This is a genomic window from Aeromonas sp. ASNIH5, assembly GCF_002902865.1.
In the GTDB taxonomy this organism is placed as follows: Bacteria; Pseudomonadota; Gammaproteobacteria; order Enterobacterales; family Aeromonadaceae; genus Aeromonas; species Aeromonas caviae.
In genome coordinates this window covers 3,185,695-3,212,500 of record NZ_CP026122.1, presented here as the reverse complement: position 1 = coordinate 3,212,500, position 26,806 = coordinate 3,185,695, and the positions used below count along the sequence as shown (strand labels likewise).

26 protein-coding genes and 2 pseudogenes (1 of these 28 cut by a window edge) are annotated in these 26,806 nt (G+C 59.9%); 17 read left to right on the top strand and 11 right to left on the bottom strand.

Annotated features, from left to right (window positions below; all coding sequences use genetic code 11):
- The 3 genes in view from C2U30_RS15020 to pepQ are tightly spaced (at most 36 nt apart) and all read right to left on the bottom strand, a layout consistent with a single transcriptional unit that may run on beyond the window.
- Positions 1-367, bottom strand: the 5' end (the start) of a protein-coding gene (locus tag C2U30_RS15020) for a TrkH family potassium uptake protein (protein ID WP_103244023.1). The gene continues 1,091 nt to the left of window position 1, outside the view; 367 of the gene's 1,458 nt are visible here — the first part of the coding sequence; the start codon lies at positions 365-367; the stop codon falls past the left edge of the window.
- 36 nt (positions 368-403) lie between these two features.
- Positions 404-1,021, bottom strand: coding sequence for a YigZ family protein (locus C2U30_RS15015; RefSeq protein WP_010672418.1), 618 nt, complete (start codon positions 1,019-1,021; stop codon positions 404-406).
- On the bottom strand, positions 1,021-2,343 hold the full coding sequence (gene pepQ, locus C2U30_RS15010; RefSeq protein ID WP_043156014.1) for a Xaa-Pro dipeptidase: 1,323 nt from the start codon (positions 2,341-2,343) through the stop codon (positions 1,021-1,023). Before pepQ ends, C2U30_RS15015 begins: the two co-directional genes overlap by 1 nt.
- 196 nt (positions 2,344-2,539) lie before the next feature.
- Between pepQ and C2U30_RS15005 the strand changes: the two genes are divergently transcribed.
- The 6 genes from C2U30_RS15005 (at position 2,540) to C2U30_RS14980 (ending at position 11,903) form a co-directional block, all read left to right on the top strand.
- Positions 2,540-4,477, top strand: a complete 1,938-nt coding sequence (locus C2U30_RS15005; protein WP_043156016.1) for an acetoacetate--CoA ligase — start codon at positions 2,540-2,542, stop codon at positions 4,475-4,477.
- Positions 4,478-4,681: 204 nt separating this feature from the next.
- On the top strand, positions 4,682-6,829 hold the full coding sequence (gene fadB, locus C2U30_RS15000; RefSeq protein ID WP_103244022.1) for a fatty acid oxidation complex subunit alpha FadB: 2,148 nt from the start codon (positions 4,682-4,684) through the stop codon (positions 6,827-6,829).
- Between the two features lie 21 nt (positions 6,830-6,850).
- Entirely contained in the window at positions 6,851-8,014 is a 1,164-nt protein-coding gene (fadA, locus tag C2U30_RS14995) for an acetyl-CoA C-acyltransferase FadA (RefSeq protein ID WP_103244021.1), read from the top strand.
- Positions 8,015-8,361: 347 nt separating this feature from the next.
- Positions 8,362-9,084: a response regulator gene (locus C2U30_RS14990; protein WP_010672413.1), complete on the top strand. Its 723-nt coding sequence runs from the start codon at positions 8,362-8,364 to the stop codon at positions 9,082-9,084.
- A 113-nt stretch (positions 9,085-9,197) separates the two neighbouring features.
- Positions 9,198-10,643: an ATP-binding protein gene (locus C2U30_RS14985; RefSeq protein WP_010672412.1), complete on the top strand. Its 1,446-nt coding sequence runs from the start codon at positions 9,198-9,200 to the stop codon at positions 10,641-10,643.
- Between the two features lie 3 nt (positions 10,644-10,646).
- Complete coding sequence (locus tag C2U30_RS14980; protein WP_041212018.1) at positions 10,647-11,903, top strand: ABC transporter substrate-binding protein; 1,257 nt, start codon at positions 10,647-10,649, stop codon at positions 11,901-11,903.
- A gap of 44 nt (positions 11,904-11,947) precedes the next feature.
- On the opposite strand, the gene C2U30_RS14975 is transcribed toward C2U30_RS14980, so the two are convergent.
- Entirely contained in the window at positions 11,948-12,139 is a 192-nt protein-coding gene (locus C2U30_RS14975) for a hypothetical protein (protein ID WP_010672410.1), read from the bottom strand.
- Positions 12,140-12,420: 281 nt separating this feature from the next.
- Here C2U30_RS14975 and tusA point away from each other — a divergent pair, with 281 nt between their 5' ends.
- From tusA to C2U30_RS14950, 5 genes and pseudogenes are all read left to right on the top strand, one after another.
- Positions 12,421-12,666 (top strand): sulfurtransferase TusA, encoded by a 246-nt coding sequence (gene tusA, locus C2U30_RS14970; RefSeq protein WP_041214136.1) that lies wholly within the window; start codon positions 12,421-12,423, stop codon positions 12,664-12,666.
- A gap of 18 nt (positions 12,667-12,684) precedes the next feature.
- A complete protein-coding gene (locus C2U30_RS14965; RefSeq protein ID WP_045522565.1) occupies positions 12,685-13,032 on the top strand; it encodes a RidA family protein in 348 nt (115 codons plus the stop codon).
- 28 nt (positions 13,033-13,060) lie between these two features.
- Positions 13,061-13,150: pseudogene (locus C2U30_RS14960) on the top strand (endoribonuclease L-PSP); the annotation flags it as partial.
- Positions 13,151-13,160: 10 nt separating this feature from the next.
- Complete coding sequence (locus tag C2U30_RS14955; protein ID WP_042864719.1) at positions 13,161-13,268, top strand: endoribonuclease L-PSP; 108 nt, start codon at positions 13,161-13,163, stop codon at positions 13,266-13,268.
- A gap of 28 nt (positions 13,269-13,296) precedes the next feature.
- Positions 13,297-13,386 (top strand): annotated as a pseudogene (locus C2U30_RS14950) (endoribonuclease L-PSP); the annotation flags it as partial.
- Positions 13,387-13,524: 138 nt separating this feature from the next.
- Here the strand turns inward: C2U30_RS14950 and C2U30_RS14945 are convergent.
- Together C2U30_RS14945 and C2U30_RS14940 are read right to left on the bottom strand one after the other, a co-directional pair.
- Positions 13,525-14,181 (bottom strand): OmpA family lipoprotein, encoded by a 657-nt coding sequence (locus C2U30_RS14945; RefSeq protein WP_103244020.1) that lies wholly within the window; start codon positions 14,179-14,181, stop codon positions 13,525-13,527.
- A gap of 161 nt (positions 14,182-14,342) precedes the next feature.
- Positions 14,343-14,585, bottom strand: a complete 243-nt coding sequence (locus tag C2U30_RS14940; RefSeq protein WP_053288899.1) for a hypothetical protein — start codon at positions 14,583-14,585, stop codon at positions 14,343-14,345.
- A 431-nt stretch (positions 14,586-15,016) separates the two neighbouring features.
- Here C2U30_RS14940 and C2U30_RS14930 point away from each other — a divergent pair, with 431 nt between their 5' ends.
- On the top strand, positions 15,017-15,577 hold the full coding sequence (locus C2U30_RS14930) for a cysteine hydrolase family protein (protein ID WP_103244019.1): 561 nt from the start codon (positions 15,017-15,019) through the stop codon (positions 15,575-15,577).
- 54 nt (positions 15,578-15,631) lie between these two features.
- On the opposite strand, the gene C2U30_RS14925 is transcribed toward C2U30_RS14930, so the two are convergent.
- A complete protein-coding gene (locus tag C2U30_RS14925) occupies positions 15,632-16,210 on the bottom strand; it encodes a DNA-3-methyladenine glycosylase I (RefSeq protein ID WP_103244018.1) in 579 nt (192 codons plus the stop codon).
- Between the two features lie 187 nt (positions 16,211-16,397).
- Between C2U30_RS14925 and glyQ the strand changes: the two genes are divergently transcribed.
- From glyQ to C2U30_RS14910, 3 genes are all read left to right on the top strand, one after another.
- On the top strand, positions 16,398-17,321 hold the full coding sequence (gene glyQ, locus C2U30_RS14920) for a glycine--tRNA ligase subunit alpha (protein WP_042017395.1): 924 nt from the start codon (positions 16,398-16,400) through the stop codon (positions 17,319-17,321).
- A gap of 9 nt (positions 17,322-17,330) precedes the next feature.
- A complete protein-coding gene (glyS, locus tag C2U30_RS14915; protein WP_103244017.1) occupies positions 17,331-19,412 on the top strand; it encodes a glycine--tRNA ligase subunit beta in 2,082 nt (693 codons plus the stop codon).
- Positions 19,413-19,585: 173 nt separating this feature from the next.
- Entirely contained in the window at positions 19,586-20,626 is a 1,041-nt protein-coding gene (locus C2U30_RS14910) for an IS481-like element ISAs19 family transposase (protein ID WP_042017433.1), read from the top strand.
- A 63-nt stretch (positions 20,627-20,689) separates the two neighbouring features.
- Here the strand turns inward: C2U30_RS14910 and C2U30_RS22655 are convergent, their stop codons facing one another.
- The 4 genes from C2U30_RS22655 to C2U30_RS14900 form a co-directional block, all read right to left on the bottom strand.
- A complete protein-coding gene (locus tag C2U30_RS22655; protein ID WP_158654916.1) occupies positions 20,690-21,427 on the bottom strand; it encodes an HIRAN domain-containing protein in 738 nt (245 codons plus the stop codon).
- The gene (locus tag C2U30_RS22650) at positions 21,420-22,391 is read right to left on the bottom strand and encodes a HipA domain-containing protein (RefSeq protein ID WP_158654915.1); all 972 of its coding nucleotides are present in this window, start codon (positions 22,389-22,391) and stop codon (positions 21,420-21,422) included. The genes C2U30_RS22655 and C2U30_RS22650 overlap by 8 nt, the downstream gene beginning before the upstream one ends.
- 182 nt (positions 22,392-22,573) lie before the next feature.
- Complete coding sequence (locus C2U30_RS14905; RefSeq protein ID WP_103244016.1) at positions 22,574-23,611, bottom strand: IS630-like element ISAeme16 family transposase; 1,038 nt, start codon at positions 23,609-23,611, stop codon at positions 22,574-22,576.
- 313 nt (positions 23,612-23,924) lie between these two features.
- A complete protein-coding gene (locus tag C2U30_RS14900) occupies positions 23,925-24,431 on the bottom strand; it encodes an AAA family ATPase (RefSeq protein ID WP_103244015.1) in 507 nt (168 codons plus the stop codon).
- A gap of 426 nt (positions 24,432-24,857) precedes the next feature.
- Here C2U30_RS14900 and C2U30_RS14895 point away from each other — a divergent pair, with 426 nt between their 5' ends.
- Both C2U30_RS14895 and C2U30_RS14890 read left to right on the top strand, forming a co-directional pair.
- Entirely contained in the window at positions 24,858-25,622 is a 765-nt protein-coding gene (locus tag C2U30_RS14895) for an EAL domain-containing protein (RefSeq protein ID WP_103244014.1), read from the top strand.
- A 165-nt stretch (positions 25,623-25,787) separates the two neighbouring features.
- Positions 25,788-26,561 carry a hypothetical protein gene (locus C2U30_RS14890; protein ID WP_103244013.1) on the top strand — a complete coding sequence of 258 codons (774 nt, stop codon included), beginning with the start codon at positions 25,788-25,790 and terminating at the stop codon, positions 26,559-26,561.
- Positions 26,562-26,806: the final 245 nt, after the last annotated feature.

The following is a 26,806-nucleotide window of genomic DNA, read 5'->3' as shown; positions in this document are numbered from 1 at the left end:
GATTGTCCAGCCCAGTCAGCACCGTTGCGCCCGTGGTAGTCAGGCCGGAAAACGACTCGAAAAATGCCTCCGAGACCGACATGTTCGGCACGTCGCTGATGATGAAGGGGACGGCACCCACGCTCCCCAGCACCACCCAGAACAGCACCACGATGAGGAAGCCTTCCTTGGACCTGAGTTCCTTTTTCTGATGGCGGTTGGGAAACCAGAGCAGGAGGCCGAGCAGGAGGGCTATGACGAAGGAGTTGACGAACTCGGTACCACCGCCATCACGATACCCAAAAGCGACCATCGCGGGCAGCAGCATGGTCGAGCTGAACAGGGCAACCAGCAGACCGACGATACGAATGATGCTCAGAATCTGCATTCCGGCTCCCTCTTCAGACTAAAAGAGCGATGGATTCTAGCCATCTAAGGGACGAAGGGATACCCGACCCTGGGTCCGGTCGGTCAATTCCTGTGCGATACGGGCCCAGAGCGCAGACTCCCACGCTACCTGAAGGGTGACGCTGGCACCATAATCGGCCACCAGCAACTGCCCTTGATGGGCAGAGATGAGGGACTCCACGGCCCCCATGTCGGTGTAGTCACACTGGATCACGGAAGAGGTCAGCTGACGCTTGATACAAGTTTCAAGTTGCTTGAGTGCTGCCCCTACACCACCGCCATAGGCCTTGACCAGGCCACCGGTCCCCAGCAGCACTCCACCGTAATAGCGCACCACCACGGCGGCAACTTCACCCAGACCGGCCCCCATCAACTGGGCCAGCATGGGTTTGCCCGCCGTGCCCGAGGGTTCGCCATCATCACTGAAACCATAAACCTGGCTGTCTTGCGGGGCGCCGGCGACAAAAGCCCAGCAGTGATGCCGGGCTCCCGGGTGTTGCTGTTTGATCTCGTCTATCCAGGCCTTGGCGGCCTCGACGGTCGGAGTGTGGGCGATGTAGGTAATGAAGCGGCTCTTCTTGATCTCTTCGCTCACCTCCAGCGGGGCTGCCGGTATGGGGTAATCCGTCGCCATCAGAGTCCTGCTTGTCTGGTCAGGTTCTCCACCCCGTTGGCATGCAGCACCACGTTGTCCTCGATGCGAATGCCACCATAGGGACGCAGCGCCTCCACCTTGTTCCAGTTGACCCGCTTGCCCTGCTCACCCTGGCGCAGCGGCTCCAGCAGGCTGTCGATGAAGTAGAGACCCGGCTCTATGGTGAACACCTGGCCCACTTCCATCACCCGGGTGCAGCGCAGATAAGGGAACTGCTCGGGGGCCGCCAGGTGGGTGCCGCGCTCATCCTGCATGAAGCCGCCGACATCGTGTACCTGCAGGCCGAGGAAGTGGCCGAGACCGTGGGGGAAGAAGACATTGGTCACCCCGGTGTGGATCATCTCGTCCACCGACATGTCTACCAGTTCGGTGGCTTGCAGCAGGCGCGCCAGCCTGTGGTGCATCTGCAGGTGCAGCTCGCTGTAGCGGCGGCCCGGCTTGATCTCGTCGACGATCTCCTGTTGCTGTGCATCCAGCGCTGCGATCAGATCGGCGAACTCACCGCGGCGCCAGGCCCAGGTCCGGGTAATGTCGGAGGCATAACCGTGCACGTCCACACCGGCATCGATGAGGAAGGAGTAACGCTCCGCATCCGGCACCCGCTGGGTGGAGAGATGGGTGTAGTGCAGGATGGCCGCATTGCGGTTGATGGCAACAATGTTGCCGTAGGGCGCCTCATTGGCCCCCTGTCCGACCGCCTTCATGTAGGCCAGGTTGATCTCGAACTCGCTCGCCCCCGCCATGAAGGAGTCCTTGGCCGCGATGTGGCCGCGCACGCCGATGCGGTTGGCATCGCGAAGACATTCCAGCTCATAGGGCGTCTTGTAGGCACGGTGGTAGTGCAGGTAGTTGAGGACCGCCTCCGGATTGGGCTGACCCAGTCCCAGCAGCTCGGCCACTTCCAGATGACCGCCCAGATAGGCCCACTCCTGCTTGTTGGCCGGCAGGTGATCGGCAACCTGCTCCGGGCGAGTCAGGAAGCGAATGTCGAAGAAGTCGACCCAGAAGGCGTTGGGCAACTCCGCCACCTTGTGCCAGAAGTCCACCGGCCGGTAGAACAGCAGCACCGGCTTGCTCACGCCATCCACCAGCAACCAGCAGTGAGGGTTGTCCAGCACCGGCAGCCAGGCCTTGAACTGGGGATTCACCTTGAAGGGATAATCCTGGTCATCGAGGAAGATACGATGAGTCTGGCCGGAGTGGATAGCGAGACCGCCAAGACCCTGTTGTTGCAGGATGTCGCGGGTACGCTGCTGAAGGGTGTCGAGATGCTGGGCAAAAAGTTGGCTGTAACTGCTCATGGCGTCCTGCTCCGGGCGAATGTGACTTCAGCATAACATCAAGCGAATCAAGGCTCGAGCCACCCGGCTTTCGCTTCGTGAGGTAACGCATAGGTTACAGGCTTTTTGTTATGAAGATAAAACAGACAATTAACAAACAAAGAACAATTCAATACACTGCCCACAGACAGTAGATATCAGCCGTCAGGAACGACTCATGCAAAACCTTTGTCTGTGGACACCGGATCAGGACAGGATGCAGCACTCCAACCTCCACCAGTTCATGGCCGAGGTCAATCACTTCCATGGCCTGCAACTGCGCAGCTATGCCGACCTGTATCAATGGTCGGTGGAGAAGACCACCCGCTTCTGGCCCCTGGTGTGGCAGCACTGCGGCGTCAAGGGCGAGCTTGGCAACATTGTGGCGGAGAACCGCCAGGATATGCAGCGCGCCCGCTGGTTCCCCGACAGCCAGCTCAACTTCGCCGAGAACCTGCTGCGCCGTCAGGATGAGAGCCCGGCCATCATCTCCCGCATCGAAGGGGGTCCAAGCCGGACCCTGAGCTGGCATGAGCTGGCAGATCAGGTCGCCCGCCTGGCCCAGTGGCTTCGCAGCCAGGGCATAGGCCGGGGTGATGTGGTCGCAGCCTACCTGCCCAATATCCCGGAAACAGTGGTGGCCATGCTGGCAACCACCAGCCTCGGCGCGATCTGGACCTCCACCAGTCCCGATTTTGGCGAGGCCAGCGTGGTGGAGCGCTTCGGCCAGACCCGTCCCAGGGTGCTGTTCGCGGTGGATGGCTACCGCTACGGCGGCAAGGCCATCGACATTCAGGACAAGGTGGCCAGCGTCGTCGGTCAGCTCGACAGCCTAGAGCAGACGGTGATGATCCCCCTGCTCGGCAACCCGCTGCAGCTTGGTCACAACTGGCAGCAATTGCTGGCAAGCCAGCATGATGCCCAGCTCGCCTTCGAGACCATGGCCTTCAACGACCCGCTCTACATCCTCTACTCCTCAGGCACCACCGGCAAACCCAAGTGCATCGTGCACGGCATTGGCGGCACCCTGCTGCAACACCTGAAAGAGCACCAGTTGCACTGCGACATCAAGCCGGGGGAGCGCATCTTCTACTTCACCACCTGTGGCTGGATGATGTGGAACTGGCTGGTGAGCGCCCTCGCCTCCGGCGCCACCCTGGTGCTCTACGATGGTTCCCCCTTCTACCCGGATGGCAACGTGCTGTGGGATCTGGCACGGGACGAAGAGGTCGCCCTGTTCGGCACCTCGGCCAAGTATCTCGATGCGCTGCACAAACAGGGTTATGCCCCCATCAATACACACGACCTGCCTGCCTTGCGCCTCATCTGCAGCACCGGATCCGTGCTGTCGCCGGAGGGGTTTGACTACGTTTACCAGCAGATAAAACCGGATGTGCAGCTCAGCTCCATCTCTGGCGGCACCGACATCTGCTCCTGCTTCGTCATCGGCAACCCCTTGAGCCCCGTCTATCGCGGCGAGAGCCAGGGGCGCGGCCTCGGTCTCGCGGTGCAGGTATTCAACGAGGCGGGCCAGCCGGTGCTGGGTGAAAAGGGCGAGTTGGTCTGCACCAAGCCTTTCCCGGCCCAGCCCATCTACTTCTGGGGTGACGAAAATGGCGACAAGTACCACGCCGCCTACTTCGAGCGGTTCGACAACATCTGGTGCCACGGGGACTGGATCGAGCTGACCCCGACCGGCGGCATCCTGTTCTACGGCCGCTCCGACGCGACCCTCAACCCGGGCGGCGTGCGCATCGGCACCAGCGAGATCTACCGCTATGTGGAACAACTCGACGAGGTGGAAGAGAGCATCGTCATCGGCCAGCAATGGAAACAGGACGAGCGGGTGGTGCTGTTCGTCAAGCTCAAGGCGGGTTGCAAGCTGGACGACGGACTGCGTGAGCGGATTTGCCAGCAGATCAAGCGGCACTGCACCGCCCGTCATGTGCCTGCCCGCATCCTGCAGGTGGATGCCATCCCCCGCACCAAGTCCGGCAAGATAGTGGAGCTGGCGGTGCGGGAAGTGGTGCATAACCGCCCCGTCAACAACACCCACGCCCTCGCCGATCCCGAGGTCTTGAACCAGTATCGCAACCGGCCGGAACTGGCCAGTTGATACCACGCTCATCTCCATCGGAGGCGCCGCAAGGCGCCTCTTTTTTGCCCGTTTTGTGATGAAGAGCTTTTACTCGACAACTGTTAAACAAATGTTTTAAATAGGTGTTGAAAATGTCTCCTTTTGGATCAATAGTGAGCCTCGCCCCCTGCTGGGGATAAAGGAGCACCATTCCCCACAGAGTGGGAACAAGGAGACACTCTCATGATCTACCAAGGCGAAACCCTGACGGTCAGCTACCTCGAAGACGGCATTGCCGAGCTGAGGTTCGATGCCCCGGGTTCAGTCAACAAGCTGGATCGCGCTACCCTGCTCTCCCTGAGCGAAGCGATCGCCGCATTACAGCAACAAGCCGATTTGAAGGGTCTGATCCTCACCTCCGGCAAAGACGCTTTCATCGTCGGCGCCGACATCACCGAATTCCTGGAACTGTTCGATCTGCCGCAAGAAGACCTGCTCGGCTGGCTGAAAAAGGCCAACGACATCTTCAACGCCATCGAAGATCTGCCGGTGCCGACCCTCTCCGCCATCAAAGGTCACGCCCTGGGTGGCGGCTGCGAGACGATACTCTCCACCGATTTCCGCCTGGCTGATACCAGCGCCAAAATCGGCCTGCCCGAGACCAAACTCGGCATCATGCCCGGCTTTGGCGGCACCGTCCGTCTGCCGCGGGTGATCGGGGCCGACAACGCGCTGGAGTGGATCACCACCGGCAAGGATTACCGTGCCGATGACGCCCTCAAGGTGGGTGCCATCGATGCCGTTGTCGCCCCGGACGCGCTGCACAGCGCCGCCGTGCAGATGATCAAGGACGCGGTCAAGGGCAAGCTGGACTGGCAGGGCCGCCGCGCCGCCAAGAAGGCCCCGCTGCGCCTCTCCAAACTGGAAGCCATGATGAGCTTCACCACCGCCGCCGGCATGGTTGCCGCCGTGGCGGGCAAACACTATCCGGCCCCCATGGCCGCCGTGAAGACGGTGGAAGCCGCCGCCGGCATGGGCCGTGACGAGGCGCTGGCCGCCGAGGCCGCCACCTTCATCAAACTGGCGAAAACCGACGTGGCCAAGGCGCTGGTCGGTATCTTCCTCAACGATCAGCACATCAAGGCGCTGGCCAAGAAGGCCGCCAAGCAGGCAAACAAGGCCACCGGCCATGCCGCCGTGCTGGGTGCCGGCATCATGGGGGGCGGCATCGCCTACCAGTCTGCCAGCAAGGGCATCCCGGCGGTGATGAAGGACATCAACGAGAAGGCGCTGGCACTTGGCATGAATGAGGCCACCAAGCTGCTCAACGGCCAGCTCGAGCGCGGCCGCATCGACGGCATCAAGATGGGCCAGGTGCTCTCCGCCATCACGCCGACCCTGAGCTATGACAACGTCAAGCATGTGGACGTGGTGGTCGAAGCTGTGGTCGAGAACCCGAAAGTGAAGGCCGCCGTGCTGGGCGAAGTGGAAGGGATCATCGGCGAAGACGCCGTGCTCGCCAGCAACACCTCCACCATTCCCATCTCTCTGCTGGCCAAGGGACTGAAGCGCCCCGAGAATTTCTGCGGCATGCACTTCTTCAACCCGGTGCACCGCATGCCGCTGGTGGAGATCATCCGTGGCGAACAGACTTCCGATGAAACCATCAACCGCGTGGTGGCCTACGCCGCCGCCATGGGCAAGTCCCCGGTCGTGGTCAACGACTGCCCCGGCTTCTTCGTGAATCGCGTGCTGTTTCCCTACTTCTTCGGCTTCAACAAGCTGGTCGCCGATGGCGCCGACTTCGCCGCCGTCGACAAGGTGATGGAGAAGGAGTTTGGCTGGCCCATGGGCCCCGCCTACCTGCTGGACGTGGTCGGCATCGACACCGGCCACCACGCCGGTGACGTGATGGCGCAAGGCTTCCCGGCACGCATGAGCAAGGAAGGCCGCACCGCCATCGACGTGATGTACGAGGCGAGCCGCTTCGGTCAGAAGAACGGCAAGGGCTTCTACGCCTACGAGCAGGACAAGAAGGGCAAGCCGAAGAAGGTGGCCGACGCAGCCAGCTACGAGCTGCTGGCCCCCATCGCCAAGCCGAAGCAGGATTTCGACAAGGAGGCCATCATCGCCCGCATGATGATCCCGATGATCAACGAGGTGGTGCTCTGTCTGGAAGAGGGCATTGTCGCCACGCCAGCCGAAGCCGACATCGCGCTGGTCTACGGTCTGGGCTTCCCTCCCTTCCGCGGCGGCGTGTTCCGCTATCTGGACACCATAGGTCTGGATCGCTACGTGGCCATGGCCGACCAGTATGCCGACCTCGGCCCGCTCTACCGCGTCAGCGACCGCTTGCGTGAGATGGCCGCCCAGGGCAACACCTTCTACTGATTGCGGAAAGGAGATCCATTCATGAAAGACGTAGTCATTGTCGACTGTATCCGGACCCCGATGGGCCGGTCCAAGGGCGGCGCCTTCCGCAACGTGCGTGCAGAAGACTTGTCCGCGCACCTGATGAAATCCATCCTGCTGCGCAACCCCAACCTCGACCCGAACGAGATCGAGGATATCTACTGGGGCTGCGTGCAGCAGACCCTGGAGCAGGGCTTCAACATCGCCCGCAACGCCGCCTTGCTGGCCGGCATTCCGAAGCAGGTGGGGGCGGTCACCGTCAACCGCCTGTGCGGCTCAAGCATGCAGGCGCTGCACGATGCCTCCCGTGCCATTCAGGTAGGTGATGGGGATATCTTCATCATCGGCGGCGTCGAGCACATGGGCCACGTGCCCATGAGCCACGGGGTGGACTTCCACCCCGGCATGGCCAAGTCGGTGGCAAAAGCCTCCGGCATGATGGGGCTGACCGCCGAGATGCTCGGCAAGCTGCACGGCATCAGCCGTCAACAGCAGGACGAGTTTGCCGCCCGCTCCCACCGCCGTGCTCACGCCGCCACCGTGGAAGGGCGTTTTACCAAGGAGATCGTCGGGCTGGAAGGCCATGACGCCAGCGGCGCCCGCTTCTTCTACGACTATGACGAGGTGATCCGCCCCGAGACCACGGTCGACACCCTGAGCCAGCTGCGCCCGGTGTTTGATCCGGTCAACGGTACCGTCACCGCCGGCACCTCCTCGGCCCTGTCCGATGGCGCCGCCGCCATGCTGGTGATGAGTGCGGATCGCGCCAAGGCCCTCGGCCTCACGCCCCGCGCTAGGGTGCGCGCCATGGCCATCGCCGGCTGTGACGCCGCCATCATGGGTTACGGCCCGGTGCCGGCCACCCAGAAAGCGCTCAAGCGGGCCGGTCTGACCGTCGGCGACATCGACCTGTTCGAGCTGAACGAGGCGTTTGCCGCCCAGTCCCTGCCCTGCGTGAAGGATCTGGGTCTGCAAGACCTGGTGGACGAGAAGGTTAACCTCAACGGTGGCGCCATCGCCCTGGGTCACCCGCTCGGCTGCTCCGGTGCCCGCATCTCCACCACCCTGATCAACCTGATGGAAGAGAAGGACGCCACCCTGGGAGTCGCCACCATGTGCATCGGCCTGGGTCAGGGCATCGCCACAGTGTTCGAACGGGTGTAAGTGAATCACTCCTGACCGCTCACCGGTCAGGGACGCCGCCTCGGGGCGGCAACAACAGACAGAAGGCGGCCCTGCTTCCCGGCACAGCGGCCCCATCACGAATACCGGGTCGGCCTGCCGACCCTGCTGTCGAGTCTGTGGAACGCGCCACACGGGGTGCGCTCCTGCCGTCGGAATCTGCGTGTTGGCCGGCCCGTTTGGGTCGGCCTTTTTTATTCTTTTCCCGCGATCGGGGCCAATCCTGAGGCTATATTGCCCATAACTTCACATTAGAGGGGGGGCTTGCTTGCTTTTTGCTCCCCCGACAGGTTCAATCTGCACAAAAAAATGGGTGGATGCACATACATATGTCAACGAGCAAACAACTGCTTATCGTCGACGACGATCGGGAGATCCGCGAGCTGCTCAACGAGTACCTGACCCGGGCTGGTTTCGAGGTACTGACCGCGGCTGAAGGGAACGAGATGCGCCAACAACTGGCCCAGCACAGCCCGGACCTCATCATTCTGGACATCATGATGCCCGGCGACGACGGCTTTACCCTCTGCCAGCAGATCCGCCGCGACTCCCAGGTACCCATCATCATGCTGACCGCCGCCTCCGACGAGGCTGACCGGGTGATCGGTCTGGAACTTGGCGCCGACGACTACATCGCCAAGCCGTTCAGCCCGCGCGAACTGCAGGCCCGCATCAAGGCACTGCTGCGCCGCGCCGAATTCCGCCAGCCGGAGAAAGAAAAGGAACCGAGCCGTCGGCTGCGCTTCGCCGAGTGGACCCTGGACACCCTGAGCCACCAGCTGACCCACGAAGATGGCAGCCTGCTGGATCTCTCCGGCAGCGATGCCCTGCTGCTCGGCATGTTCCTGCAGCAGCCCGGCGTGGTGCTGGACCGGGATACCATCTCGGACGCCACCCGCGGTCGCGAGAGCCTGCCCATGGAACGCGGCATCGATGTGCAGATCAGCCGCCTGCGCCAGAAGCTGGGTGACAACGGCAAGAGCCCGCGCATCATCAAGACCATTCGCGGCAGCGGCTACATGCTGATCGCCGAAGTCCACGAGATCCCGTAACAGACAGACGCTACGGCGAGACCTTGAACGGGCAGAAGAGAGACCCATCACGGGGCAACGGCAAGGCACAGAGGTAAGCACCCCATGCTGATCGACAAGAGACACACGCTGCCATGACGGGGCAGAAGTTCTGGCGGGCCCTGGTGCCCCGCTCCCTGCTGTCGCGGATGCTGCTGCTGTTGCTGCTCGCCATCCTGCTCTCCCAGACCATCCTCACCGGCATCTGGATGCAGCAGATCCAGAAGCGGGAGCTGGAGGGCATGCTCAGCACCACCCGCAACCTGGCGCTGTCGGCGGCTTCCACCGTCAACTTCTTCAAGTCCCTGCCCCTGCAATACCGCCACATTGCCCTGGATCAGCTGCGCAACATGGGGGGCAGCCGCTTCTTCGTCTCCTTGAACGAGGAAGAGATCCACATCAGCGCCATCCCCGACAGCGAGCGCAAGACGCTGGTGCTCAAAGAGGTGCAGGAGGTGCTCAGCCGCAAGCTCTCCGACGCCATGGCGATCAAGGTGGACTTCTCCCGCCCCGAGGAGCTGCACGTCTTCAACAACGACACCCTGCTGGCGGATCTCCCCTCCTCCTGGGCCCGCTACACCCTGTCCCTGGAGCCCATCAATCCGCCGGTGCTGGTGACCCAGATCGAGATAGAACCGGGGGAGTGGCTCTATCTGGCGGCCCTGCTGCCCGCCCCCTACATGACGCTGGATGACACCGTGATGCCGAGCAACCAGGTGCGTTTCATCGCCCTGATGACGGTCTTTCTCTGCTTCTTCACCTTCATGCTGGTGCGCTGGCAGACCCGCCCCCTGCGTCGCCTCGCCAAGGCGGCGGTCAACCTCGGCAAGGACATCGACCAGCCGTCCCTCAAGGAGGAGGGTGCCTCCGAAATCGTGGCGGCGACCCGCGCCTTCAACATCATGCAGCAGCGCATTCGCCGCTTCATCGACGATCGGGAGCGCCTCTTCAGCTCCATCTCCCACGACCTCAAGACCCCCATCACCCGGCTGCGACTACGGGTCGAACTGCTGGACGACGAGGTGCAGATCGCCAAGTTCAACAAGGACCTGGACGAGCTGGAGCTGATGGTCAAAGGGGCGCTGCAGACGGTCAAAGAGACGGACATTCACGAGAACCTCGAGCAGATCGACGTCAACGCCCTGCTGGAGCAGATGGCGGAGGCCATGAACCTGCACGAGGATCTGCTCACCATCGAGGGCCACTGCAAGTGGCCCTATCGCGGCAAGCTGCTGGCCCTCAAGCGCTGCATCGGCAACCTGGTGGACAACGGCATCAAGTACGGCCAGAAGGTGCGCATCATCATCATGGATGACGAGGAGATGCTGATCCTCTTCATCATGGACGAGGGGCCCGGTCTGCCGGACGATCAGTTCGAGCGCATCTTCGAGCCCTACTACCGCCTCAGCACCGATGCCGCCGGCACCGGGCTGGGCCTTGGCATCGCCCGCAACATAGCCCACGCCCACGGCGGCGACCTGGTGCTGGAAAATCGCCCCCAGGGCGGCCTGCAGGCCACCCTCTCCCTACCAAGGCAGTAATGTATGAAGTGGTTGTCTTTTTCTGTCATCGCCCTGCTCTCCCTGCCCGTCTGCGCCTCCCAGGTGGAGGTATTGCACTGGTGGACCTCCGGCGGCGAGGCCAGGGCCGTGGAAGTGCTCAAGTCCGAGTGGGCCGAACAGGGCAACCAGTGGAACGACTTCGCGGTACAAGGGGGGGGCGGCAAGAGCGCCATGACGGTGCTCAAGAGCCGGGCCCTGGCGGCAAACCCGCCGGAGGCGGCCCACCTCAAGGGGTTCGAGCTGCACGAGTGGGGCAGCCTGGGCTTTCTGCGCGATCTCACCCCCATGGCCGAGCACCTCGGCTGGTACCCTCAGCTGCCCCCCATGGTGCGCGATACCCTCAGCCAGAACGGCGCCCTGATGGCGGTTCCCACCGGCATCCACCGGGTCAACTGGCTGTGGCTCAACCGCAAGGTATTCGAGCGACAGGGGCTCAAGCCCCCCACCGACTGGGCCCAGTTCGTGGCGGTGGCGGACAAGCTCAAGGAGCAGGGCATCACCCCCCTCGCCATCGGCAATGAACCCTGGCAGATCGCGGTGCTGTTCGAAACGGTGGCCCTCGGCGAAGGGGGCAAGACCTTCTATCGCAAGGCCTTCCTCGAACAGGACAGCGCCACCCTGACCGGCCCCGACATGGCGCGGGTGCTGACTCGCTTTCAGCAATTGCGCGCCTATGTGCCCGAGAAATACGCCGGCCTGAAATGGCACCAGGCCACCAACCTGCTGGAGAGCGGCGGCGCGGCCATGCAGGTGATGGGGGACTGGGTGAAGGGGGAGCTGAGCGCCGGCAACTACCGCCCCGGCGAGGATATCGAGTGCCTGCCAAGCCCGGGCAGCCAGGGGCTGTTCAGCTACAACCTCGACTCCATCGCCATGTTCAAGCAGCGGGATCCCGCCCAGTTGCAGGCCCAGGGCGAGCTGGCCAGGCTGTTGATGACGCCGCGCTTTCAGGAGGAGTTCAACCGGGTGAAGGGCTCTATCCCGGCGCTCATCAAGCCGGACATGAGCAAGTTCGATCGCTGCGCCATCCGCTCCTATCAGGATTTCCTCCACGCCGAGCAACAGGACAACCTGCTGCCCAGCATGGCGGAGGGGATGGCGGTGCCCACCAACATGCGCCAGGGGATCATGGATGTGCTGAGCAGCTTCTTCAACGACGCCAGGGCCAACCCCGAGCAGACGGCGCAGCAGCTGGAACGCGCCATGCGCTCGACCCGTTCCGGCGCGGAGCAGAAATGACAAAGGCGGACATCGTCCGCCTTTGAGTGCCGAGAGCCAGGCTCTCAGGAGGGATCGTTCTCGTCCTCATCCTCGTCGTAGTAGTCGCTGAGCTCGATCCAGAGCCCCAGCCCTATCATCACCATGGAGCCGAACCAGGTACCGGTATTACCGATCGGGCTGCCCAGCACTATCATGGCGAACGACAAGAACCCCATGCCTGCGTAGGCTTGCAATCTGCCGTAGGAGACCTGCATATTCACACCTCCTTGTTGAATATGGTTCAATTTTTATATTACTCATCGAGCGAAGCCTGGGTAGAGCCGGTTCACATTTTGGTAGCATATGCTGCATAACCGCCCCGTGGTTTGATTATTTTTTCGCCGTGAGTATCATTGCTGGCCGAATTGGTTGAAGGTTGATTATTGATGAGTGCTTTATTCTGCGGCGCAACGCACGAGTTGGACGCAATCGGGCTTCGTTGCCCCGAGCCCGTGACGATAGCGCGCAAGAAGGTGCGGCTGAAGGTTGATTATTCATGAGTACTGAATTCTGCAATGCGACCCACGAGCTGGACGCAATCGGGCTTCGTTGCCCCGAACCCGTGATGATGGTTCGCAAGAAAGTGCGGCTGATGGCGGATGGGGAGACCCTGCTGGTCAGCGCCGACGACCCCTCCACCACCCGTGACATTCCCAGCTTCTGCCGCTTCATGGACCATACCCTGGTCGCCAGCGAGACTGAGCAGGCCCCTTACCGCTACCTGATCCGCAAGGGTCAATAACCCTGTACCGGAGCAAACATGACAACCATTACCCGTATCGGGACCACCCAGCGCTGGTCTGATGTGGTCATCCACAACGGCACCCTCTACGTGGTGGAAGTGCCCGCCACCGAGACCGCCGACATTCACCAGCAGACCCGTGAAGTGCTGGAAAGCCTGCAGCGTCTGCTGGAAGCCAACGGTTCCGGCGTCGACAGGATCCTGATGGCCAACATCTATCTCAAGGACATTGAAGACATCGCCGCCTTCAACGCCCAGTGGGATGCCTGGATCCCGGCCGGCACAGCCCCCGTTCGCGCCTGTGTACAGGCCCGCCTGGCCCACGAAGGCTACAGGGTAGAAGTGCAGCTGACTGCGGCGGTCTAAACAAAGCGGGATGCCTGGCTCCCCTGATGCAGACACCGCCCCCGTGCGCGCCTGCGTGCAGGCCCGTCTCGCCCACGAAGGCTACAGGGTGGAAGTACAGCTGACTGCCGCTGTCTAATCAAAACGGGATGCCTGGCTCCCCTGATGCCGACACAGCCCCCGTGCGCGCCTGCGTGCAGGCCCGTCTGGCCCACGAAGGCTACAGGGTAGAAGTGCAGCTGACTGCGGCGGTCTAAACAAAGCGGGATGCCTGGCTCCCCTGATGCAGACACAGCCCCCGTTCGTGCCTGCGTGCAGGCCCGTCTGGCCCACGAAGGCTACAGGGTGGAAGTACAGCTCACTGCCGCTGTCTAAGAGGCGGTTATCCCCTCATCCCCGACCCTTCTCCCGCAAGGGGAGAAGGGGGCAAGGAGCACAGGGCACGCACCGGCGCCAATAGAAAGGCCCCGCCATCGCTGGCGGGGCCTTTTTCATGGCATCGAACCGGGCCGCTTAGGTGGTCGGGGTCAGGGTGATGGTCACCCGACGGTTCTGGGCCTTGCCTTCGGCGGTGCTGTTGCTGGCCACCGGCTGATCCGGGCCCACACCGCTGATGGCGATGCGGCTGCCGGACACGCCCTGGCCGATCAGCTGGGCGGCGACGGCATCGGCGCGATCCCGGGAGAGCTTCATGTTCAGCTCGCGGGAGCCGGTGCTGTCGGTGTGACCGACCACGTTCAGACGGGTCTTGTCGAACTCGGCAACCACCAGGGCCACGCCGGACAGGGTGTTGGCACCGGCGGCTTTCAGCTGGGCGCTGGAGCTGTCGAAGGTGACGTTGTTCGGCATGTTGAGGATCAGCTGATCACCGTTGCGGGTCACGCTGACGCCGGTGCCTTGCAGCTTCTCGCGCAGCTTGGCTTCCTGCACATCCATGTAGTAACCGATACCACCACCCAGGGCCGCACCGGCGGCGACGCCAGTCAGGATGCCCTTTTTGCGGTCGCCCTTGCTGGAGGAGAGCGCCCCCACGGCTGCGCCGGTCGCCGCACCCGCCAACGCGCCCCAGGCGCCCTTGGAGGTCTGGGATTCACCGGTATAGGGGTTGGTGGTACAGCCAGTGATGGCGACGGTCAGGGCAAGTGCAGGAACCAGTTTCTTGAAATGCATGAAAAAACCTCTGAAAAAGAACGACTCTAGCCGATAGCCGCGCATTCTAACCCAGAGAGGCGCCAGAGTGTGACGCGCGCATTGCGAAGATGGGCAGGGGGCAAAACGCCCCCTGCCCCTTGCGACTTACCCGGTGCAGGCCATCTTCGGACGGGCCCGCCTCAATATTTGATCTCCCGGGCCTTGTCTCGCCCCTCCTGCTTGTTGTCACGATGCTCCTGGCGGCAGTCGGCATTGCCCACCACCCCCTCACGACACGCCTGTTTCGCGTCACGGGACTCCTGACGGGTATCCTGACGCACATCGCGGGCGTCACGGCGCTCCTGGGCCTGCTTGGTGGCCTGTGCAGGCAGGGCGGCCAGCAAGGCGGTGGCGGCAAGCAGGGCCAATACGGACTTCTTCATGATGGCTCCTTCGCCAGACAACCTGAACCGGTCCGGCGTCTTTCAATGATAGGGGAGGGGCAGGATCCCGGTAGCGCAACCTCGGCCCTCGGGGACGTCGTCTGTGCAGCCTCGGACCTTCTTGCACAGGGCCGGCTTCCCCTCGTGTTTGCCCTGACGAGCAACATCATCCCCGGGGTACAGCCGATCAGGCTCAGACAACCGGGGAAGAGAGGGCGGCGGCGCTCAGTGACACGGGATTCCCTCGTGATGACGATCCCGATGGTGAACCCGTGTGACTGTATCCCGGCTGTACCGAGGGGCGAAAAGGCCCCAGGCCCGGTGCAACGGAACATGCTCCCGGGGTCTGGAGTGGTTGCCCCCCATATGCGGGTTGTCTCATAAGAGCCCATGGCCCCAGAGTGGGTGACATTTCTCACGGAGCCATGACCATGTCGTCCCTTTCCCGCCCCGCGCTGCTCATCATCGACATCCAGGTGGGCCTCCTTCACGGCCCGGAAGCCCCCCATGCCGGGGCCGAGACCCTGGCCAACATCAATCGCCTGAGCCAGGCGGCCCGCAGTGCCGCTCTCCCTGTGCTGGCGGTGCGCCACACGGGCCCGGCCGGCAGCCCCATCGCCGCCGGCAGTCCGTTCTGGCAGCTTGCGCCTGAGCTGGTCGTCGGCGAGGCCGATCGGGTGTTCGACAAGCAGCGCCCCAGCGCCTTCCATGGCACCGGTCTCGATGGCTGGCTGAAAGAGGACGGCGTGCAGACCCTGATCGTCACCGGCATGAAGACCCAGTACTGCATCGACACCACCTGCCGGGCGGCGGCAGATCTCGGCTACACCGTAGTGCTGGTGAGCGATGCCCATACCTGCATGGACACGCCGCAACTGACCGCCCCCCAGATCATCGCCCATCACAACGCCACCCTGGCCGGCCCCTTCGTGCGGCTGATGAGCAGCGACGAGGTGTGCGAGGCGCTCGGCCGCACCCTTGAGCCCTGCTGATTCAGAGCAAAAAAGAAGGGAGGCCTGAGCCTCCCTTCTTCGTGCATTTCCCCTTCACGTCACCGCTGCTTGCTGGCACTCGGCGTGGCAAGGGCAGGTCACCAGATGATCGTTCACCATGCCCACCGCCTGCATGAAGGCGTAGCAGATGGTGCTGCCGACGAAGGTGAAGCCGCGCTTCTTGAGGGCCTTGGACATGGCATCCGACTCCGGCGAGGTCGCCGGAATGTCGCCGTTGCCCTGACGCTGGTTGACGATGGGGGCGCCGCCGACAAAGCTCCACAGATAATCGACGAAGTCGATGCCCTCGGCCTCCAGCGCCAGATAGGCGCGGGCATTTTTGATGATCGACTGCACCTTGAGCCGGTTGCGGATGATGCCGGTATCCTGCATCAGCCGTTCCACATCCTGCTCGTCGAACTGCACGATGCGCACCGGATCAAAATCCGCATAGGCGCGATGGTAGCTCTCGGTGCGCTTGAGGATGGTGATCCACGACAGCCCCGCCTGTTGACCATCGAGGCAGAGCTTGGCAAACAACTCGCGGGCGTCATACACCGGCCTGCCCCACTGCTTGTCATGGTATTCGATGTATTCCGGGTCTCTGGTCACCCAGGCGCAGCGCAGTTCCATTTCCTCTCCCCTGTTTTTCATCGGCCATCGGCAGGCCGCTTGCGTCGGCGACATCATAGGGCAAGCGGCAACATAGCCCCACTAATCCCCTGTAATTTCGCCTATTATCCGACCATGCCAGACGGTATACTCCCTCGGTTCACATTCAGCAAATCTTGCTCTGATTTCATTTCGCGCGAAAAACACTATGCAAAAATTCGATGTCAAAACCTTTCAGGGCCTGATCCTGCAGTTGCAGGACTATTGGTCCCGCCAGGGCTGTACCATCATTCAGCCGCTGGATATGGAAGTGGGTGCCGGTACCTCCCACCCCATGACCTGCCTGCGCGCCCTGGGCCCGGAGCCCATCGCCTGCGCCTACGTACAACCGTCCCGCCGTCCGACTGACGGCCGCTACGGTGAGAACCCGAACCGCCTGCAGCACTACTACCAGTTCCAGGTGATCATCAAGCCCTCCCCCGACAACATTCAGGAACTCTACCTCGGCTCCCTGAAAGAGTTAGGTCTGGATCCCGAGATCCACGACATCCGCTTCGTGGAAGACAACTGGGAAAACCCGACGCTGGGTGCCTGGGGTCTGGGTTGGGAAGTGTGGCTGAACGGCATGGAAGTGACCCAGTTCACCTACTTCCAGCAGGTTGGCGGCCTCGAGTGCAAGCCGGTCACCGGCGAGATCACCTACGGTCTCGAGCGTCTGGCCATGTACATCCAGGGCGTGGACAGCGTCTACGATCTGGTCTGGTCTGACGGCCCGCTGGGCAAGACCACCTACGGCGACGTGTTCCACCAGAACGAAGTGGAGCAATCCACCTACAACTTCGAACACGCCGACGTGGAGTTCCTGTTCCACTGCTTCGAGCAGTACGAGAAGGAAGCCCAGAATCTGCTGGCACTGGAAAAACCGCTGCCGCTGCCTGCCTACGAGCGCATCCTCAAGGCCGCTCACTCCTTCAACCTGCTGGATGCCCGCAAGGCCATCTCGGTCACCGAGCGTCAGCGCTACATCCTGCGCATTCGCACCCTGACCAAGGCCGTGGCAGAGGCATACTACGCCTCCCGCGAAGCGCTGGGTTTCCCCATGTGTCAGCGCACAGAGAACAAGCAAGGTTAAGGAACGGACATGGCACAACATACATTTCTGGTAGAGATCGGTACTGCTGAGCTGCCGCCCAAAGCCCTGCGCTCCCTGGCCGAAGCCTTTGCCGACAACTTCAAAGCCGAACTGACCAAGGCCGATCTGGCCTTCGGCGACGTCGAGTGGTTTGCTTCACCGCGCCGTCTGGCGCTGAAGGTAAGCGAGCTGGCTGGCGAACAGCCGAGCAAGAGCGTCGAGAAGCGCGGCCCTGCCGTCGCTCAAGCGTTCGATGCCGAAGGCAAGCCAACCAAGGCTGCCGAAGGCTGGGCCCGTGGCAACGGCATCACCGTTGAGCAGGCCGAGCGCCTGGTCACCGACAAGGGCGAGTGGCTGGTTCACACCGCCAAGGTCGAAGGCCGTCCGGCCAAAGAATTGCTGGGCGAACTGGTTAGCCAGGCGCTGGCCAAACTGCCGATCCCGAAAATGATGCGCTGGGGCGACAAGACCATCCAGTTCGTGCGTCCGGTCTTCACCGTGACCCTGCTGCTGGATGGCGAGCTGGTGCCCGCTCACATTCTGGGTATCGACTCTGCCCGCACCCTTCGCGGCCACCGCTTTATGGGCGAGAGCGAGTTCACCATCGACAACGCCAGCCAGTACCCGCAGATCCTGCAGGAGCGTGGCATGGTGATTGCCGACTTCATGGCGCGCAAGGCCAAGATCAAGGCTGACGTCGAAGCGGCCGCTGCCGCCTTCGGTGGCGTGGCCGATCTGGACGACGCCCTGCTGGAAGAAGTGACCGCACTGGTCGAGTGGCCTGTGGTGCTGACCGCCAACTTCGAAGAGAAGTTCCTGGCCGTGCCGGCCGAGGCGCTGGTGCACACCATGAAGGGTGACCAGAAGTACTTCCCGGTCTACGACAAGAACGGCAAGCTGCTGCCGAAGTTCATCTTCGTCACCAACATCGAGTCCAAAGACCCGAGCCAGATCATCAGCGGCAACGAAAAGGTGGTTCGCCCCCGTCTCTCAGACGCCGAGTTCTTCTTCAAGACCGACCTCAAGCAGACCCTGGCCTCCCGCCTGCCGCGCCTTGAAACCGTGCTGTTCCAGCAACAGCTGGGCACCGTCAAGGCCAAGGTCGAGCGCATCGAGACCGTCGCCGGCTTTATCGCCGAGCGCATCAGTGGTGGCGATAGTGCCGTCGTGACTCAGGCCCGCCGTGCCGGTCTGCTCTCCAAGTGTGACCTGATGACCAACATGGTCGGCGAGTTCACCGACACCCAGGGTGTCATGGGGATGCACTACGCCCGTCACGATGGCGAAGACGAAGCGGTTGCCGTGGCCCTCAACGAGCAGTACATGCCGCGCTTTGCCGGTGATGCCCTGCCGTCCGGTCTGGTTGCCTGCGCCGTCGCGCTGGCCGACAAGTTCGACACCCTGGCCGGTATCTTCGGCATCGGCATGCTGCCGAAGGGTGACAAGGATCCGTTCGCCCTGCGTCGCGCCGCCATCGGTGCCCTGCGCATCATGACCGAGAAGCAGCTGGATCTGGATCTGGTTGAACTGGTTGAAGAAGCGGTACGCGTCTACGGCGACAAGCTGACCAACAAAACCGTCGTCACCGACGTGGTCGACTTTATGCTGGGCCGCTTCCGCGCCGCCTATCAGGACGAAGGCATCGGTGCCGACGTGGTGCTGGCCGTACTGGCCCGCCGCCCGACCCGTCCGCTCGACTTCGATCGTCGCGTCAAGGCCGTCAGCCACTTCCGCACGCTGGATGCCGCACTGGCACTGGCTGCCGCCAACAAGCGCGTGAGCAACATTCTGGCCAAGGTCGAAGGCGAGTTGCCGACTGCCGTCAAACCGGAACTGCTGGTCGATGCTGCCGAGAAGGCGCTGGCCACCCAGGTTGCTGCACTGCAAGCCGAACTGGCCCCGCTGTTCGCCGCCGGTGACTATCAGGCTGCCCTCACCCGTCTGGCCGCCCTGCGCGAGCCGGTCGATACCTTCTTCAACGAAGTGATGGTGATGGCCGACGACGAGGCCCTCAAGGCCAACCGTCTGGCGCTGCTGAACAACCTGCGCAACCTGTTCCTGCAAGTCGCGGATATCTCCCTGCTGCAGTGATTCCGGTTGGGTAAGTGATATAAAAACGGCGCCGCGAGGCGCCGTTTATTTTATTGAAAACAGACTGTATGGAGATGGTATTCACCTGACAGTTGCCCACAAAAGGGAGTGGTCATACGGCTTCAAACCGGATAACAAAACGGTACCCCTACCGTGTTATCCGGAGTCACCGTATGACCACCAACGAGAAAGTAGCACGTCGCAAACTCAGCCTGCTAGAGCTCGCCAAAGAGCTCAATAATGTCAGCAAAGCCTGCAAGCTCATCGGCTACAGCCGTCAGCAGTTCTACGAAATTCGCCGTAACTACCAGACCTATGGCGCCGAGGGATTGCTCGACAAATTGCCCGGGTGTAAAGGGGCTCATCCCAATCGGGTCGCTCCTGAGATTGAACAGGCCATCCTCGATTACTCCCTCACCAGACCAACTCATGGCCCGCTGCGGGTCGCCCAAGAACTGGCTCTGCAAGGCATCAATGTCAGTGCGGGTGGTGTGCGTGGCGTGTGGCAACGTCACGACTTGCTCTCCAAACACGACCGCTTGTTGCGCCTCGAGAAAACCCACCGGGAGCAGACCATTGAGCTCAATGACGAGCAGATTCGCCTGTTAGAACGCTTCAGCCCCGAGTTTCGCGAACGCCAGATTGAGGTCCACTACACCGGGGAACTGGTGGCGGTCGACACCTTCTTCGTCGGCGCACTCAAGGGGGTGGGCAAGGTGTATCTGCAAACCGTACTGGACTGCTACAGCCGCCACGCCTGGGGACGGCTCTACACCAGCAAGCTGCCGGTGACCTCGGTTCATGTGCTCAATGAAACGGTATTGCCGTTCTTCGAAGCCCATGAGGCGCGGGTCTATACCATCCTGTCGGACAACGGGCGCGAGTTCTGCGGCCGCCCTGACCATCATCCCTACGAGCTGTTCCTGCAACTGGAGGGGATTGAGCACCGGACCACCAAGGTACGCAGGCCGCAGAGCAACGGCTTTATCGAGCGGCTACATCGCACCCTGCTGGATGAACACTTCCGTATCAAGGGGAGGACAACCTGGTATGAGTCGGTAGAGCAGATGCAGACAGACCTGGACAGCTATCTGGATCACTACAACACCCAGCGGCCACATCAAGGCAGGATGATGGAAGGACAGACTCCCTACAGCATGTTCAAAAAGGGTCTGAAATTGATACCGAAGGAAGTGCGCACTAAAGTAGCGTAAACAAGACACCGGTTTGAGGCCGGTGTCAGGTGATAACTAGATCTGTACAAACAGACTGAATTATTATGAAGACACAATTGGCTGATAATCTTGTGAGCTAAATGGCTTGAAACTTTCTGGCCATACACTCTTAAACTCACACAGGATTTTATATTGCTCTGGTGCGTCAGCATTAAATTTGATAGTTGTAATTTTGGGTAATGGTTTTCTTTCTGAATTCAAGATGTCTGTTAGCACCCAAATATCTTCGTTAAGATATTTAGGAAAATAACCAATTTTTCTTTCCCCATGAAATAATGCTACAGCCAAACTGTCATGGGAGTTAGTTCTTTCAAACTCATAATCAATTTTCTCTCCTGGGGTAAGCATCAATGATTCATCTTGCACTGGCTCCATATAACGATGCCCACTAACAAAAAAATTGAATGAGTAAATATCACTCCCATTTCTCTCTGGAGCTAGAATGACACGGAAATTATCAGTTGTCTTTGAACCACTTGTCACACCTAAAAAACGGAATAGATCGAAATCGTCACTATTCATATCTGTCCATTCAAGCATAGAGTGATATTCTGGTCTACGACTAGAAAGAATTCGATTACTTAAGAATGGGAAAATATCTTCTGAAAAATATGTTTTATCCTTACTTTGCATGCGAGGAAGACCAGAAAAATTCTTATGATTGGCACCCTTTGTGTAAGAAAGAATAAATAAGTTATCTTTGTGTTCTAACTTAGCAACAGGAATCCACATTCTTGATTGTGGCTGTGGGTCTTGCCAGATAACATATAAGCTACTCATATGTCCTCATTAATTCCTTTCGAACTGCTGGATTTAAACATTTCACAAAAGTTTTTTCTAGAGAAATTATATTATCTCTATTACATTTAAACATTTTGCTTGCAAACTGTTTTGATACATCATCCAACACCTCCTTTGGAATCAAATTCAAGATCTCATCAAATCTCTCACATGGGTAATTTTTAATTTTCTCTACCCATTTTAGCGCCGCGTTTGGTGTAAGTATACCAAAGAATTCAAAAGCGCTAAGAGTCTTTAATCTGTTATCTTTTAGGTAGAAATAAGACTTTGATTTCTTGACGTAGGTCTCAACTTTTTGACCTCGATCTTTAGACATGAGCCTCTGGCTCTTCTTCTCAATTGACTCATTTCTGCCTAAACTGGCAGCGTGGTCAAATGTAGGAGATAAGTGATATGTACCATTTTTTGTAGTCAAGAACCCCCAGTTTTCACTATGTCTATCTTGGTTTGAAATTAATGCATCAAGCATCAGATACCCACAGAAAAAATCTGCAGCACTCTTTATTCCAGTTTGACTATTGAATTTTAAAGGTTTATTTCTGATGAGCCTGCGCATAATTAGATAAACGAGAAATATATTCTGCTTCTCTTCTGTTACTAGCGATTGCTGATCGTTATATTTTTTTAGAATTTCGTTCCCAAGGCTTAAGGACAGAGTCTTATCAACCACAATGTTTGGCGTTAAAACACCTCTTTCACCATTATATATTGCAAGTTCATAATCAGCACATGGTATGTCAATTGCCTTTGCTAACTCACAAGCAACCTTTTCAGCCCAATCTTCACCATATCGTTTTATTTCATGCCCATCTCTGTCGTAAGTTACAACAGATTTAAACAAAAACTCTCCACCTGACTCATCAGTGTACCAGAACTTAGATTTCGTACCGAGTTCTTCTATGTTAACTTTGTCAAAAGCTGATATATCATAGATCCTAAACATTGGAGATTGTCTGATTATTGTTTATGACTCACATGTAATCATTGGCACAATCATTTTTCAATAAATTTCATATCTAGATGCAGCTATGATGTATTCAAGAATCCTCTTGGTGGTTTATATGCTTGTTTTCCAATTACGTTTGGTTTCGCTCGGAAAACCACCACAGAACTAAATAGCTGATCCTAATTTCGCTCCAGTTGCATAAGCCCATGTCCATTACCGGGGAACGGGGCGGCATGATCCAGGAAGTAGAACACGCGACGTAATAACTCACCCAATGTGCGGCATTGGTGGTTCCGGGTGATCGTTTCATGGAGGGCATGCCACAGCCGCTCAATCTGGTTCACCCATGGCGAATACACCGGCTGAAAAAGCACGATGAACTTCGGATTTCTTGCCAGCCATCGCTGTGCTTTTTTGCTCTTGTGGATGATGTAGTTATCCAGGATCAGCGTGATGCTCTTGGCGCGCCGATAAGTTCGCTTTAGTGTCTGGAGCAGTGACAAGAACAAGTCCGTGTCTTTGCTATCGCTCGCCACATAGGTCACGTTACCTGTTCCGGCATGCAGGGCGCCAGCGAGGTAATGTTTGCGATTCTGGCCCGGAGTTGCCACTTTCTTCTGCTTCCCTCGCATCATCCAGTCCGCCCCCAGCTTGGGATTGAGGTGGATATCCACCTCATCTTCATAGAACACGGGATGGTCCGCACTGCAGCGTCCCAAGGCCTCATTGATGGCGGCCATTTTCCGCTCTTTATGGGGATCGCGGATGTGCAAAGTGGGCGCGGCCCGGCGCCAGACAATCCCTAGCCTGGGCAGCCATCGCCGTATTGTTGAAGCATGCAATGTCAGGCGCCAACTCCGTTTGAGTTCAAGCGCCATCAGTTCGGTACTCCAACGAGAGCGCTGATATCCGAGCTCCTGTGGAGACAACTGGATCAACAGGTGTAATAGACCCGAGATGTGAGCAAATGGCAGCACCGGCTTGCGCCCCCGAGGCTCGCTTTCAAGCCCCTCCAGACCGTACAAGGTGTACCAGTTCACCCAGCGATTGATCGATGACCGGGCGGCGGCAGTGAGCCGAGAAACAGCCGAGACACTGTGCCCGTCAGCAAGGAGCAAGATGGCGTTGAGCCTCCGGCAGAGATCTTTATCTTTGGTCCGGTGCATCTTGTTGATGATCCGGCGTCGCTCATCATGGTCGGGGAGTGTTAGTATCATTTCGGGCTCGGCTCGTTTGTCGTTTGATTGGTTTGGCGATTAATCAGATCGCACAAACGACGCCGAGTTCCCTTCTTTCCCGGATAAGTGATCTACATTTCGGAACGGTTATTTAGCAGCTTAGATTGATATTTCACTGCTGAGAAGGTTGCCATGACCATAGCTCGTTCACGCCAGAGCAACCTCGCTGATACGTCCTATTGCCACCTGGTCAGCCGCAGTGCTCAGCCAGCCGAATTTCTACCTCTCTGTTGCATGGCAGAAACCGCAATCAAAGTCTCTCGTTCGTCCAATTAGGCTGCGCTAATCGAGCCTACGATTCCTGTGCCAATGCAGCGACAATCGCTTCCACGCTCTGGGTGACCGACAGGGTGGCGCTATCCAGCACCAGACGCTCCTTGTCCCAGGGTTGATAGTCGCGCTCGATCACTGCCTGCCAATCCGGCAATGCCAGCCCCTCGATATCCACCGTCCTGTTCTCGACCCGTTCGCGGTGCAGACTTGGGTTGGAGCAGACCACTTCGACATCGAGACAGGGCACCCCGACCGAGCGGGCGATGTCGTGGTAGGCATCCCGGGTGAGCTGGATGGGGTTAACGGAATCCGTGATGACGATCGAGCCAAGTGCCAGGTTCTCTCTGGCCAGCCCATAGGCGATGAAATAACCGGCCGGCCCCATCTCGTTATCCGCCTGCTCAGCGGCACGAATGGCCTGCTCTATGGTATCAATGCGCAGGTAGACGGCGCCCAGCCGCCGGGCCAGGGCTCGCGCTATGGTGCTTTTTCCGCTGCCCGGCAAACCACTGAAGATGATCAGCATATCCCATTCCCGTGATAAAAGAAGAATCCGAGCCATAGGGTATCGGATTGCCATCGCCCCCACAGCCCGTAGGTTCGATTAGCCGCCAGGCGTAATCGGACGTTCGCGTAAATGGACTCTCCCGCCATCACGGCCAGCCGAATTTTCCACTCCGGTTGGCCGCTCCTGTTGCACGGCAACAACCACTATCAACACCTCTCGTTCGTCCGATTACGCTGCGCTAATCGAACCTGCGGGGCGACGGAGGCCTACGGAGTATGCTGCTTGGTATTGATCGGTCATTGTCGAATCCATCATGGCCCCGACTTTGCCACACAATCCTCTACCCGATACCCGCCAGCCCCAAGGAATAACCTCTGCCGGCGAGAGAGGAGCTGTTATCCTTTGAGGCAATCTCTCGCGACCCCACGCCTTGAAAGGAACGTCATGGACATACCTGCCGCCCCGTCCCCCGCCATCTGCCAGCTGTGCCAGGAGAAAGCAGATCTCGACTTCGACTTCACCATGGCCTTTCAGCCCATCGTCGATTGCAGCCAACGCACTGTCTTCGGCTACGAGGCCCTGGTGCGGGGGCTCAACAACGAGTCGGCGCAGAGCGTGATTGACCGGGTCAACGACGACAACCGCTACCGCTTCGATCAGCTGTGCCGGATCAAGGCCATCGCGCTGGCCGCCCGCCTCGACATGCGGGGCATGCTGAGCATCAACTTCCTGCCCAATGCGGTCTATCGCCCGGAGCGCTGCATCCGCACCACGTTGCAGGCGGCCCGCGAGCATCTCTTTCCCATCGAGCAGATCATGTTCGAGTTCACCGAGGTGGAACAGGTGCAGGACAACCGCCATATTCGCGGCATCGTCGATCACTATCAGGCCCTGGGCTTCAAGACGGCGATCGACGACTTTGGCGCCGGTTACTCGGGCCTGAGCCTGCTGGCCGATTTTCGCCCCGACATCATCAAACTCGATATGCACCTGCTGCGCGGCATCGACCAGGACCCGATCCGTCAGGCCATCGTTCGCCACTGTCTGGCGCTGTTTACGGAGTTGCAGATCACCCCGCTGGCGGAAGGGGTCGAGACCCGCGACGAGATGGCCTGCCTGCGGGAGATGGGCGTCAGCCTGATGCAGGGCTATCTGTTTGCCCGCCCCGGCTTCGAAACCCTGCCCGAGGTGGATTTCGCCAGCCTGTGAGCGGCGCTGGCTATCTCCCTTAGTTGGCGTTCATTCGGGCAAGGCGGGACGGGAGGCGGCCCGGAGGGTATCCACGGGCGGGCGGCAGAAAGCGCTGGACCGGGCAACCCCCTGGGCTAGGATAGGACTGTCACCCTTTGCAACCACCGCTCTGACAGGGACACCATGGCGCAGGTTTCAGGATACCGCTTCTTCGCTCTTTCACTGCTCTTGCTGCTGGCCTTCCAGGTATGGGGGGCGCAAGGCAGGGGCAACATCACACTGGTGAGCTCCCTTGAAACCAGGGAGTCCCCCTATGGTCGCTGGCTCGATCTCATCTATCGGGATGCGTTCGCCCGCCTGGGCTATGACTTCCAGTACCAGGGCTACCCCGGGGGACGGGCCCCCCTGCTGGCAGAGCAGGGACAGGTCGATGGCGAGATCCACCGCGCCGCCAGCTACCAGCAGCAGACCCGCACCCTCCAGCGCGTGCCAGAGCCCCATTTCGCCGTCTCCTATCAGGCCTATGCCCACCAGCCCGGGATCCAGCTGCAGGGGTGGCACAGCCTGCAGGGCACCGGTTATCGGGTCGAGTTTCGCCGTGGCGCCAAGCTGCCGGAGATGATGCTGGGCAAGGTGGTGGCACCGGACCGGCTCTTTGCCATCGCCACCGCCGAGCAGGGGATGGGCAAGCTGCTCAAGGGGCGCAGTGACCTCTATGTGGAGCAGACCCTGATTGCCAGCCAGACCCTGGCCGCCCTGACGCGCCAGGACCCGGGCTATGCCGGCATCTACTCCGCCGGGGTGATGGAGCTGGCCGATTCTTACGTCTACCTGCACGAACGGCATCAGGATCTGCTGGCCCCCCTTGCCAGCGTGATCCGGCAAATGAAGCAGGACGGCACGGTGGCGCGCTATGAGCAGCAGGCCATGGCGGCTGAGGGCACCAGCCAGCCATGACGTCCTCTTTTTCCGCAAGCCCTCCCGCGCCCTGACCATGCAGGAGACCCGGGGCGATCAATTCTGTCGCAGACTCATGGCCGCAGCGGGCACCCTGTTCGTCAACACCACGTTGACAAAAACGCCCCTGTATCAGGGAACTCGCCATATAAAACCCCATCGACCTTGTGTTCATCTGGCTTGCGGCCAAAAGGCACTATGTCCGTCTGTGCATACCCCAAATCTTGCAACATCCCCCGCTCCGA

What these genes read in the sequence shown, in the direction of transcription:
- C2U30_RS15015 (WP_010672418.1), bottom strand. Translation starts at nt 1,021, where the DNA reads ATGGCGACGGATTACCCCATACCGGCAGCCCCGCTGGAGGTGAGCGAA.
- pepQ (WP_043156014.1), bottom strand. Translation starts at nt 2,343, where the DNA reads ATGAGCAGTTACAGCCAACTTTTTGCCCAGCATCTCGACACCCTTCAG.
- C2U30_RS15005 (WP_043156016.1), top strand. Translation starts at nt 2,540, where the DNA reads ATGCAAAACCTTTGTCTGTGGACACCGGATCAGGACAGGATGCAGCAC.
- fadB (WP_103244022.1), top strand. Translation starts at nt 4,682, where the DNA reads ATGATCTACCAAGGCGAAACCCTGACGGTCAGCTACCTCGAAGACGGC.
- fadA (WP_103244021.1), top strand. Translation starts at nt 6,851, where the DNA reads ATGAAAGACGTAGTCATTGTCGACTGTATCCGGACCCCGATGGGCCGG.
- C2U30_RS14990 (WP_010672413.1), top strand. Translation starts at nt 8,362, where the DNA reads ATGTCAACGAGCAAACAACTGCTTATCGTCGACGACGATCGGGAGATC.
- C2U30_RS14985 (WP_010672412.1), top strand. Translation starts at nt 9,198, where the DNA reads ATGACGGGGCAGAAGTTCTGGCGGGCCCTGGTGCCCCGCTCCCTGCTG.
- C2U30_RS14980 (WP_041212018.1), top strand. Translation starts at nt 10,647, where the DNA reads ATGAAGTGGTTGTCTTTTTCTGTCATCGCCCTGCTCTCCCTGCCCGTC.
- C2U30_RS14975 (WP_010672410.1), bottom strand. Translation starts at nt 12,139, where the DNA reads ATGCAGGTCTCCTACGGCAGATTGCAAGCCTACGCAGGCATGGGGTTC.
- tusA (WP_041214136.1), top strand. Translation starts at nt 12,421, where the DNA reads ATGAGTACTGAATTCTGCAATGCGACCCACGAGCTGGACGCAATCGGG.
- C2U30_RS14965 (WP_045522565.1), top strand. Translation starts at nt 12,685, where the DNA reads ATGACAACCATTACCCGTATCGGGACCACCCAGCGCTGGTCTGATGTG.
- C2U30_RS14955 (WP_042864719.1), top strand. Translation starts at nt 13,161, where the DNA reads ATGCCTGGCTCCCCTGATGCCGACACAGCCCCCGTGCGCGCCTGCGTG.
- C2U30_RS14945 (WP_103244020.1), bottom strand. Translation starts at nt 14,181, where the DNA reads ATGCATTTCAAGAAACTGGTTCCTGCACTTGCCCTGACCGTCGCCATC.
- C2U30_RS14940 (WP_053288899.1), bottom strand. Translation starts at nt 14,585, where the DNA reads ATGAAGAAGTCCGTATTGGCCCTGCTTGCCGCCACCGCCTTGCTGGCC.
- C2U30_RS14930 (WP_103244019.1), top strand. Translation starts at nt 15,017, where the DNA reads ATGTCGTCCCTTTCCCGCCCCGCGCTGCTCATCATCGACATCCAGGTG.
- C2U30_RS14925 (WP_103244018.1), bottom strand. Translation starts at nt 16,210, where the DNA reads ATGGAACTGCGCTGCGCCTGGGTGACCAGAGACCCGGAATACATCGAA.
- glyQ (WP_042017395.1), top strand. Translation starts at nt 16,398, where the DNA reads ATGCAAAAATTCGATGTCAAAACCTTTCAGGGCCTGATCCTGCAGTTG.
- glyS (WP_103244017.1), top strand. Translation starts at nt 17,331, where the DNA reads ATGGCACAACATACATTTCTGGTAGAGATCGGTACTGCTGAGCTGCCG.
- C2U30_RS14910 (WP_042017433.1), top strand. Translation starts at nt 19,586, where the DNA reads ATGACCACCAACGAGAAAGTAGCACGTCGCAAACTCAGCCTGCTAGAG.
- C2U30_RS22655 (WP_158654916.1), bottom strand. Translation starts at nt 21,427, where the DNA reads ATGAGTAGCTTATATGTTATCTGGCAAGACCCACAGCCACAATCAAGA.
- C2U30_RS22650 (WP_158654915.1), bottom strand. Translation starts at nt 22,391, where the DNA reads ATGTTTAGGATCTATGATATATCAGCTTTTGACAAAGTTAACATAGAA.
- C2U30_RS14905 (WP_103244016.1), bottom strand. Translation starts at nt 23,611, where the DNA reads ATGATACTAACACTCCCCGACCATGATGAGCGACGCCGGATCATCAAC.
- C2U30_RS14900 (WP_103244015.1), bottom strand. Translation starts at nt 24,431, where the DNA reads ATGCTGATCATCTTCAGTGGTTTGCCGGGCAGCGGAAAAAGCACCATA.
- C2U30_RS14895 (WP_103244014.1), top strand. Translation starts at nt 24,858, where the DNA reads ATGGACATACCTGCCGCCCCGTCCCCCGCCATCTGCCAGCTGTGCCAG.
- C2U30_RS14890 (WP_103244013.1), top strand. Translation starts at nt 25,788, where the DNA reads ATGGCGCAGGTTTCAGGATACCGCTTCTTCGCTCTTTCACTGCTCTTG.